Genomic DNA, 8,163 nt, shown 5'->3' on the forward strand with positions numbered 1-8,163 from the left:
CGCAACGACGACGCCCAAAGCTCCAGCGTCGTTTCAATCGAAGCGCCCGCCATCACCACGCTCCCATGACGAATCATGGTGAGCCAGTGATTCAGAGTTCATAAAAATTCGCAACTGTAATGCTAGATGGTTGGTATGGATATAACCTGAGTGCGCACCGTGCGTGACCGCGCACCAACCATGGTCGCATCTGTCAATATCGACGTATTCGCCTGCGCCTAGGGTCATCATACCCTCATGCGAATAAGGACGCGGATACAGGGCGAAGTTGTTGGCAAGCATAGCTTCAAACGCGAAAGTCGACGCGCTAGAAGCAGTGAGAGCACAACCGGCGAGAAGACAACCAAACAGCTTACGCATATGTGCCTCCCTATCCCTATGCTTACGTTTCATGGAAAGGCGCGCGGACATTCCTGAATTAAAAAACGCGTCCACACCTTTGCTTGGCGTGTCTCCCTTCCATTCGAAAGGAATTGGGAAGGTAACCGCCAACTTCAATGCATCCGCTTCTGACGCGAGGGTGGCCTGTCCCTACCGTAAAATTGATCCGCCTTGCGCGCCGCGTTAATGCTCCTCGCTGAGGCGGAGCCTGCCGCGAATCTTGAGATATGTCGCGACTGGTTGGGGCGAATGGCCATCTGGCTCCCTGTTTGCCCGATTAAATTCCCTGTTCGCTGGATCAAAATCCCTGTTCCGTCAAAATAATTCCCTGTTATGCGGTTTAGGGAATTTGCTTATTAGCACATTGATTTTACAGGCGTAGCAGCAAATGAAAACGCCGCAATGAGGCGCGCGTTGCGCCGTCGATGCGCCATGCGGCGGTCCTCCTCTCAATCGGCGCGCCGCCCCGGTGCGTCGAAGAGAGGGGCGGAGCCAGCTAGAATCATTCGCTGCGCCGCACCGCAAGCGAGGCGATCGGCGGACGCCGGTTTGCGAATCACCAATGAAATCGTTAGCAATCGACATAGTGCGCGTGAAGTATAATGCAGGCTCTAATTCGGCAAAGGACATCGTATGGCTAGAGCGAAAAAAACGGTGACGGCGGCAAGCGGGAAGGTCGGCAAGGCGGAGCCGGCGGCGCTTCGGCCAGTCAAAGAGACATACACGAAGTCGGCGCTCATCAACCTGATCGCCGAAGAGAACGACATTCCTCGCAAGACCGCCGTAGGCGTCTACGGAACGCTGGAAAAGGTTTTTCTAGGGTCGGTTCACCCGCGGGGCATTGGCGAGTTCACCTTGCCGGGCCTTCTAAAAGTAACGCTTCGCAAGGTGCCGGCGCGCAAGGCGGGAACGCTGGTTCGTAACCCCGCGACGGGCGAGATGGTGCCCGCCGCGGCGAAGCCCGCAAGCGTCCGCGTCAAAATCCGTCCGCTCTCCAAATTGAAGGCCGCTGCGATAAAGTAACGGCGTTATCTGCTCGCTGCAGCCGTCTGATGGTGGTGGAAGAGAAAAGCCCCGCGTTTGGCCGCGCGGGGCCCTTTGCCATGCGCTGTCTTCGACAGCTTCCTTTGCCTGTTCCGCTTCTTCCTTGAATGACAACAGATAGTCCGCGGCTTGCGATCCGTTCGACGCGGCCGTAAGGGTCGCGCGATCGTCCTCTTTGCGCGGCGAGAGCTCTCAGCCTTTTTGGCGATGAAGGGGTTGCGGGCGGGCTACTTTTGCTTGGCTTGGGTCATTTTCGCCTCCGTCTCGACGGCCACATTCAGGCGTAGATCGGGCGTGACGTGAAGGCGAATCGTCATATTTGGATAGAATTTCAGCTGGCGGGAAGCGTCTTGAGATGAACAACGTTTCCGCCATCCTTGCGCCCGAGCATGAACCAGGATTTCATGATGCCCTTGCCCTTCATGTTGACGTCTTCGCCTTCTTCGAAGGCAAAATCGTCCGCAAGGCGAAAACGGACGCTATCCGACACATGTATCCGGTTCGGTTTTCCTGAAGACTCGAAGCGGCTCGCGATATTCACGACGTCGCCCCAAAGATCATATGCGAATTTCTGGGTGCCAACGACGCCGGCGACCACGGTGCCTGTATGCATTCCGATCCGAATGCTGAGAGGTTGAGCAAAATCGGAAGCGTAGTCCTCGAAGGCATGCAGAGCGGCAATCGCAAAATCCGCCGCCTTCTGGCAGTGAAGCGGATCGCGTTCGGGAACGCCGCCGACAACCATATAGCAGTCGCCGATCGTTTTGATCTTCTCAAGCCCATACTCGCCAACGAGTTTGTCAAAGCGACCGAAAACGTCATTGAGCATGTTGACGATCTCGCGCGGCCCCAAACGCGCTGAAAGCTCCGTGAAGCCGACGATGTCAGCAAACAGCACTGTAACCTCGGGGAAGGTTTCGGCGATCATTGATTCGCCTTTACGCAAGCGATCTGCAATCAAGCCCGGCAAAATATTGTGAAGCAGCTTTTCGGAGTGATGACGTTCCTCGCTCAGTTTAACGGCTTGTTCCCGAGCCTCCTTAGCCTTGTTGTTTGCGTGGTCTATTGCAGCTTTCAAATTATTGGCCATCGCGTCAATCGCGCTGCCGAGAACGCCGATTTCATCGTTGCCTGAAACATTAGTGCGTGCGTCTAGATTTCCCGCGCTGATCTCGTGGACCGCTTGCATCAATCCTGCGCTTCTGCCGAGCACGTTTCGCAAAACCATCCAAACCATCAGGCACATGACCGCGAAGAAAGCAGCGGAAAGGCCTATGATTCCGACGAGGAGCCCTTGAGACTGTCGATTGAGATCATCGAGTTGCGATGTGGTCCGGCGATCCACCATCGAGAGGAACTCGCTGATGGGCTGCATAATTCGCGACTTGTAATCGTTGTAACGTTCGTCGTTGAGAATCTTGTTCGCTAGGACAGGATCGGCGTCGCCTTGCTTCTGGAACGAGCCCGTGCCGTCGTCAAATTGGCCTTTGAAGGCGTTCATAGCCACTGTTTCGAGGCGGGCCAGCTCGTTCGACAGGTTTTGAGCTTCCTTGAGTTTGCTGAATTCATCGACGGTCATGCCAGCCTGAAGCAGACGCGCTTCGAGCGAGACGCCGCCTTTTTTCTCGGCGACGGGCTCAGGAATGACGTTGCCGACAACTAAATCCCAATAGACGCCCTCATAGCCTTTCGGGGCGAGGGATCTTGCCATTCCTGATATCGAGAATGTTCCAATAGTACCGCAGGTAGCGATCGTCCCCCGTCGCCACATACATGCGCGCAAATCGGGTCAAATCATCGGAAGACTGTCGTAGCTCGTCGGCGAGCAGGTAGGTGTCATAACGGCGGCGTTGCGCATCCTCCACCTTTCGCTCGAGCTGATTGAGCATCACGGCTATGGCGGTGATTACCCCCGCGAAGGCGAGAGTTCCTGCCAACAGAAACTGCAAAAGGCGTTTCAACTGCATATTTCCTCGCCGACGCTTGCTTTTGGCTCGGGCTGACGACCGGCGAACGGGACGTGGCCCGTTAGGACCGGCTCGGAATTTGGCGTGAGGCCATCGTTCATGCCGCCACTTCCATGTTTTCGCAGAAAGTGGTGGAAGAGCAACAAGGCCGGCCGCGATGAACCGCGCCGGAAAGCGGAACGCCGCGCCTCGGGATTTTCGGCCAGGACCTTCGGGGCAAGCCATCAACGGCCTGCGGGAGAATGCGATGACCGTTCCCAACCTCGGCGCTATGAAAGGCGCTTTTGCGCCGCTCGTTGTTCCCTTCCAGGAAGGAGAGGTTGACTACGACAGCTACGCAAGGATCAGCGAGTGGCAAATCGCGAAAGGCAGCCATGGTCTCCTGGTCAACGCCACTTGCGCATAACGGATACTCTAGAGGAGCAGTTCGGTCTTTCGACGAAATACTATTCATATGTATCCCAGCCGAATGCCGTGAAAGGGATTTTGCTGGCGTAGATCGGAATTGTTGGATCGCCAAGCTCGAAGGCAAGATCAGAATGGCGATTGATTGTTCTGGAGCGCATGCAAAACGGCAGGCCGAATCTGACGGCGACTGAAGACGAAAATTGACTTGAGGTTCCCCGTTCGGGGGCTTAAATTTCTTATATTATAGTAAGATGGAGAATGTCGGATGATCAGGCGTGTTCTGAAGCCTGGTGACCAACGGGAGTGTATGTTCGAGTTAAAAACGCGACAAGCCACATGGGCCGTATTGTCTTTGGTCTGGTTGGTTGTGCTATCAGCGACGAGCGTTCCGGCGGTCGGACAGGACAAGCCCCGGGTCGCGGTCATCACGACCGGCGGCACCATCGCCCAGAAAATCGATCCGAAGACTGGCCAGGCGGTGCCCACGCTCGGAGCGGACCAGTTGCTTGAGAGCGTGCCGGGCCTGAAAGGGATTGCGGACATTGTCGTCACCGAAGTGGCGAACATCGATTCGCGCGACATGCAGCCGTCGCAATGGCTTGCGATCGCGCGCGCGGTGGCGAAGGCGGCCGCGGACCCGGCGATCGCCGGCGTCGTGGTGGTGCACGGCACCGACACCATGGAAGACACGGGCTATTTTCTTGAACTGACACGCCATACCGACAAGCCGATCGTGCTGACGGGATCGATGCGCGATGCGTCGAGCCCCTGGCCGGACGGGCCGCTGAATCTGCTTAACGCCGTTCGTCAGGCCGCCGACCCGCGCTCCGCGGGCCGCGGCGTGACGCTGACCCTCAACGGCCGCATCATCGCGGCGAACGCCGCGCGGAAAGTCGACGCCGGCAACATCGACACCTTCGATGGCGGGGCGTGGGGCTGGCTCGGGACGGTGGAAGGAAACAAGGTCTACTGGCGGGCGCGTCCCGATCGGGGCCAGTCCTTCGATCTGCCGGGCGCGCTGCCTTCCGTGCCGGTGGTGATGGACTATCCCGGAAGCACCGGCGCCCTGCTCGACGCGGCCGTCGCCAACAAGGCGGCCGGTGTCGTGGTGGTAGGCTACGGCATCGGCAATGTGAGCCATCCGATGTACGACGCCATCGCCCGCGCCCGCGCCAAGGGCGTGCCGATCCTCGTCACCAGCCGCGTCAATCGCGGCCAGATTCGGCCGGCCTACGGCGGAGAAGGGGGCGGGGCGAGCTTGCAAAAACTGGGTGCGATCTTGTCGCCGATCAATGATCCGGGAAAGGCGCGAATCGCCTTGATGCTTGCGCTCGCAGAGAAGGCGGCTCGTGATCCGGCAGCGCTGACGGCGCGGTTGCAGCGCGCGGGCCCGTAGGATTGGTCCTAAGCAAGTAGCAGCTGCGGATGAGGTTCCGCGAGCAGCGACCGCGCCGGGGCTGCATTTTCGTCCTCGCTCCCGGAAGCGTGAGACAGATACTTTGGAGGGAGCATGGCTGACCAAGACCGGTTGAGGCGGCGCCCGCTTGCTTCGCTGCATGGAGACGATGCTCTCACGCCCGAGACAGCAGGCATGGCGGAAGACGGTCTCGCCGTCTGCCTCGATGTGATCGCTGATGCGGATGCCGGCATGTGCCTTGGTCAACAGCGAGGTCAGAGTGGCCTTTCGCACCTCAAGCGGCTCACGGCGCAAATCGTCGCTAGAGGAGGCCGCGCCGGCCAGACCCAGGGCTTTTTTTCGGAGCTAAAGCAGTTGACGCCGAAATAGTTCGGTAGGCCTTCAGGAACTTTAGCTAATAAAATCAATTCGGTACATTGTTGCGCCGTTCGGTTAAGCCGATGATGGGCGACCACCATTAAATCGCCACGCCCACCGTCTCAAATCATTCGAAGTCGGACATCGACGATGCCTTCGCCGCCATGCGACGCATCAAGGGTGAAAATTGGTTCGACCAGAGGATGCAGATGCAGTTGCTGCGGTTGCCGATTGTCGGACGCAGCAAAATCGGTTCTCACGTCCGCCGACTGATTCCTGCCAACTTTATGGCCTGTAAATCACACTCTCACAGGAAACGAATCGAGAGAGCGGTCCAATAGGGGGATCAAACATGTTTTCAGCGCGCCGATTCGCTGCATCCCTGTCCATCGCGGGCGCATTTCTGGCCTTTCTTTTTCAATCGTCTGCGGCCCAGGCCCAGGTTTCATTGGGAGGCTGCGAAGAAACGGCCGAGATCGCGGTCCTGGCGTCGCCGGCGGTTCCCTGGAAGGGCGCGCCCCTGCGCGTTCTCGTCGCCGCGGAAAGGCCGGTCGACGGCGAGCTTTCGCTGATCTCCCCTGATGGACGCGTCGCCGCCAGATCGCGCCAGATGCGGGGCGGACCGCCCTATGTCTGGTTCGCCGAGGTTGCGTCGCCAGCCGCCGGCGCCTGGCGCGCGACGCTTGGAGGCCGCGGCATTTTCTCCGGCTGCGGCGCGATGACCAAGGAAATCGAGGTAAGCGCGCAAAAGAAGTCTGCGTCGCTCGCGACGGGAGGCGCCGTCTGGGCGCTCCGCAGCAAATGGGACCGGGAGACCGAAAATTTATATTCGGCTTGGATCGCCAAGCTGTTCGACGCGCCGCTTGAGGCGGAGCAGTCGTGGAAGACGTGGCACGAGGTGCTGCGCAATCCGTCGCGCAATGTGCTGTTCAATCATCTCGGAACCGGCGAAGACAAGCTCACCCTGTCGCTGAAGCCCGACTGCGCGGACTTCGTCTACTTCCTGCGCGCCTATTTCGCCTTCAAGATGGGGCTGCCGTTCGCCTATTCGAGTTGCTCGCGCGGCGGCGGCGGCGCGGCGCCAAGATGCAATGAGCGGTTCGACATTCTTCACCCCGAGGTGACCCGGCCCGCGCCGCCGCCCGTGCAAGCAATGGCGTCGGCTGCCGCGCCGCCGGCGCCGACGCCCGCAGCGGCGCCTACGAATATCTTGCAGCAACTGTTCTCGCAGCCTCAACAGGCCCAGCCAGGCGCGCCCGCTCCGACGGCCGCGCCCGCCAAACCGCCTGCGCCGAAGCGGCCGGCAGGCGTCGCCGGCTATTTTCGGGCAGTGGGCGACGTCGTTCATTCCGGATCGGTGCGAGCATCGGCAAGTAGCGACAAGTCCGACTTTTATCCAATTCCACTGACGCAGGAGGCGCTGCGTCCGGGAACGGCCTATGCCGATCCATACGGGCACGTGATGATGCTTGTGCAGCGCGTCCCGCAGACGGCTGACGCCGCCGGCCTCTTTCTTGCCGTCGACGCCGAACCGGATGGGTCGGTCACCCGCAAGCGGTTCTGGCGCGGCAATTTCCTGTTCGCCAACGGACCATCGCTCGGCAGTCCCGGCTTCAAGCGCTTTCGGCCGATCGAACGCGAGAGTGGCGGATTGCGGGCGCTTACCAACTCGGAGATCGCCAAGAATCCGCACTATGGCGATTTTTCGCAGGAGCAAACGCAGCTTAGCGCCGAGGAGTTCTACGACCGCATGGATGAGGTGATGTCGCCTGAGCCGCTCGATCCGATGCGCGCGATGATGGCGGCGATCGCCGCGCTCGAAGAACAGGTGAAGACGCGCGCGACGGCGGTCGAAAACGGGCGAAAGTTCCAGAACGGCGGGCGCGGCGAAGCGTCGATGCCGGACGGTCCGGCGATCTTCGCGACCGCCGGAGCGTGGGAGGATTTCTCGACGCCGGCGCGGGATCTGCGCCTGCTGATCGCGATCGATGTGGTGCGCGGCTATCCCGATCGCGTCGCGCGGCGCAGCGAGCGCTACGCGATGCCGTTTGGACAAAGTCCCGCCGGGGCGAGGGCGCAATTGCAAAGTGCGCTCGCGAACGAACTCGCGGCCCGCACCTTTAGCTATACGCGCAGCGACGGCTCCGCCTGGACGCTCTCGCTCAAGGACGTGATCGACCGCGCCGAGGATCTCGAGATGGGCTACAATCCCAACGACTGCGTGGAATTGCGATGGGGCGCGACTGACGGGAGCGCCGAGGCGGCGACCTGCGCACGCCATGCGCCGGCGACCCAGCGCTCAAAAATGTCCGACTATCGCAGCTGGTTCCGCGAGCGCCGCTGGCCGCACGCGTAAAGCGTTTTCCGCCGAGCCGATGCCGGTTCGGCGGAGAAGATGCATCAATTCAAAAAGTTAGGACGCATTCATGAATCGATGATTCGTGAATGCGTCTGGAGCCTGCGACAGTCGCCCGTGAAGAACGCGATTTAAGCGGCGATTAGTCGGCGATTTGAGGCGTTGGCGTCGTCGAGGACGCTCAGGAACAAGGCCCACAGAAGCGCCAGCCATGCGAGCAGGCGGCGGAAGTT

8 protein-coding genes are annotated in these 8,163 nt (G+C 59.9%); 5 read left to right on the forward strand and 3 right to left on the reverse strand.

The window, feature by feature from the left end:
• Positions 1-33 precede the first annotated feature (33 nt).
• Positions 34-360, reverse strand: a complete 327-nt coding sequence (locus tag AB7I51_RS16995; RefSeq protein ID WP_428405452.1) for a hypothetical protein — start codon at positions 358-360, stop codon at positions 34-36.
• A 654-nt stretch (positions 361-1,014) separates the two neighbouring features.
• On the opposite strand from AB7I51_RS16995, the gene AB7I51_RS17000 reads away from it, so the two are divergent.
• Positions 1,015-1,404 (forward strand): HU family DNA-binding protein, encoded by a 390-nt coding sequence (locus AB7I51_RS17000; protein WP_428405453.1) that lies wholly within the window; start codon positions 1,015-1,017, stop codon positions 1,402-1,404.
• Between the two features lie 352 nt (positions 1,405-1,756).
• On the opposite strand, the gene AB7I51_RS17005 is transcribed toward AB7I51_RS17000, so the two are convergent.
• Positions 1,757-3,136 carry an adenylate/guanylate cyclase domain-containing protein gene (locus AB7I51_RS17005; RefSeq protein ID WP_428405454.1) on the reverse strand — a complete coding sequence of 460 codons (1,380 nt, stop codon included), beginning with the start codon at positions 3,134-3,136 and terminating at the stop codon, positions 1,757-1,759.
• Positions 3,105-3,386: a hypothetical protein gene (locus tag AB7I51_RS17010; RefSeq protein WP_428406362.1), complete on the reverse strand. Its 282-nt coding sequence runs from the start codon at positions 3,384-3,386 to the stop codon at positions 3,105-3,107. Before AB7I51_RS17010 ends, AB7I51_RS17005 begins: the two co-directional genes overlap by 32 nt.
• Positions 3,387-3,639: 253 nt before the next feature.
• Here AB7I51_RS17010 and AB7I51_RS17015 point away from each other — a divergent pair, with 253 nt between their 5' ends.
• The 4 genes from AB7I51_RS17015 to AB7I51_RS17030 all read left to right on the forward strand — a co-directional run bounded on the left by AB7I51_RS17015 (position 3,640) and on the right by AB7I51_RS17030 (position 7,930).
• Complete coding sequence (locus AB7I51_RS17015) at positions 3,640-3,798, forward strand: hypothetical protein (protein ID WP_428405456.1); 159 nt, start codon at positions 3,640-3,642, stop codon at positions 3,796-3,798.
• Positions 3,799-4,107: 309 nt separating this feature from the next.
• Entirely contained in the window at positions 4,108-5,196 is a 1,089-nt protein-coding gene (locus tag AB7I51_RS17020; RefSeq protein ID WP_428405457.1) for an asparaginase, read from the forward strand.
• A gap of 114 nt (positions 5,197-5,310) precedes the next feature.
• Positions 5,311-5,586: a hypothetical protein gene (locus tag AB7I51_RS17025; RefSeq protein WP_428406363.1), complete on the forward strand. Its 276-nt coding sequence runs from the start codon at positions 5,311-5,313 to the stop codon at positions 5,584-5,586.
• A gap of 340 nt (positions 5,587-5,926) precedes the next feature.
• Entirely contained in the window at positions 5,927-7,930 is a 2,004-nt protein-coding gene (locus AB7I51_RS17030) for a hypothetical protein (protein ID WP_428405458.1), read from the forward strand.
• The last annotated feature ends 233 nt before the right edge of the window (positions 7,931-8,163 follow it).

The organism is Methylocystis sp. (genome assembly GCF_050246715.1).
Classification (GTDB): Bacteria; Pseudomonadota; Alphaproteobacteria; order Rhizobiales; family Beijerinckiaceae; genus Methylocystis.

Coding starts and splice junctions, on each gene's coding strand:
- AB7I51_RS16995 (WP_428405452.1), bottom strand. CDS start 360: ATGCGTAAGCTGTTTGGTTGTCTTCTCGCCGGTTGTGCTCTCACTGCT.
- AB7I51_RS17000 (WP_428405453.1), top strand. CDS start 1,015: ATGGCTAGAGCGAAAAAAACGGTGACGGCGGCAAGCGGGAAGGTCGGC.
- AB7I51_RS17005 (WP_428405454.1), bottom strand. CDS start 3,136: ATGGCAAGATCCCTCGCCCCGAAAGGCTATGAGGGCGTCTATTGGGAT.
- AB7I51_RS17015 (WP_428405456.1), top strand. CDS start 3,640: ATGACCGTTCCCAACCTCGGCGCTATGAAAGGCGCTTTTGCGCCGCTC.
- AB7I51_RS17020 (WP_428405457.1), top strand. CDS start 4,108: ATGTTCGAGTTAAAAACGCGACAAGCCACATGGGCCGTATTGTCTTTG.
- AB7I51_RS17025 (WP_428406363.1), top strand. CDS start 5,311: ATGGCTGACCAAGACCGGTTGAGGCGGCGCCCGCTTGCTTCGCTGCAT.
- AB7I51_RS17030 (WP_428405458.1), top strand. CDS start 5,927: ATGTTTTCAGCGCGCCGATTCGCTGCATCCCTGTCCATCGCGGGCGCA.